Origin of the sequence: Pseudomonas sp. SIMBA_041 (genome assembly GCF_046535095.1) — a bacterium.
Classification (GTDB): Bacteria; Pseudomonadota; Gammaproteobacteria; order Pseudomonadales; family Pseudomonadaceae; genus Aquipseudomonas; species Aquipseudomonas mucoides.
In genome coordinates this window covers 1-272 of record NZ_JAWRXJ010000314.1, presented here as the reverse complement: position 1 = coordinate 272, position 272 = coordinate 1, and the positions used below count along the sequence as shown (strand labels likewise).

General features: G+C 65.4%; 1 protein-coding gene. It reads left to right on the top strand.

Translation table 11 applies throughout. The features are described from left to right. Nucleotides 1–272, top strand: a 272-nt coding sequence (locus SB725_RS31300; protein ID WP_410923296.1) for an aminotransferase class III-fold pyridoxal phosphate-dependent enzyme, incomplete at both ends; no start/stop codon positions are given.

Here is a 272-nt window from a genome sequence, read left to right as displayed (position 1 = left end):
GTCAACCGGCGCATCGAGGAAGCCTTCGAGAAGAACGCCAACTTCACCGGGGCCATCATGCATGGCTACACCTACTCCGGGCACCCGGTAGCCTGCGCCGCCGCCCTGGCGTGCCTGGACATCGTGGTCAAGGAGGACCTGCCGGCCAACGCCGCGAAAATGGGCGACTACATGCTCGACAAGCTGCAGCCCTTCGTCGAGCGCTTCGACACCGTCGGCGAAGTGCGCGGCAAGGGTCTGATGCTGGCCCTGGACCTGGTGGCGGACAAGAC